Below are 441 nucleotides of genomic sequence, written 5' to 3'. Positions count from 1 at the left end.
CAGATGCAATGCGATTGCACTGGAAATGATCGAGGGCGACATGACCAGCGTATTAAGCGATAAGTTTATAGAACCAACATTGCGTTACATTCCGCTCGAACGTTTCGGCAAGGTTGAAGAAGTTGCTGAAACGGCGGTTTTCTTGGCCGAAAATGATTATATTACGGGCCAGGTAATTCCGGTCGATGGCGGAATGACGATTTAGGAGGGAGTTAATTCATGACAAGAGTTGTAGTTACCGGAATGGGAACAGTTAACCCTTTGGGAAACGATGTTGTCGAATTTAAGGAAAATCTGTTTGCGGGACCGATCGGAATTGCTCCTATTACGAAATTTGATGCATCCGAAACGGTGATTACTAATGCCGGAGTAGTCAAAAATTTTGATTCAAAGTTAAGAATCGGCAAACAGGACGCAAAACGGCTGGATCTTTATTCTCAA

2 protein-coding genes are annotated in these 441 nt (G+C 43.3%); both read left to right on the top strand.

From position 1 onward, the window contains the following. Positions 1-205: SDR family oxidoreductase (locus KJQ99_RS09800; RefSeq protein ID WP_214150724.1), on the top strand; the 205-nt coding region annotated here is incomplete at its 5' end. 14 nt (positions 206-219) lie between these two features. After that, positions 220-441: beta-ketoacyl synthase N-terminal-like domain-containing protein (locus KJQ99_RS09795; RefSeq protein ID WP_284467059.1), on the top strand; the 222-nt coding region annotated here is incomplete at its 3' end.

This window comes from Campylobacter sp. 2018MI13, from assembly GCF_018501135.1.
Lineage (GTDB): Bacteria > Campylobacterota > Campylobacteria > Campylobacterales > Campylobacteraceae > Campylobacter_E.
This window is presented reverse-complemented; position numbering and strand designations above follow the sequence as displayed.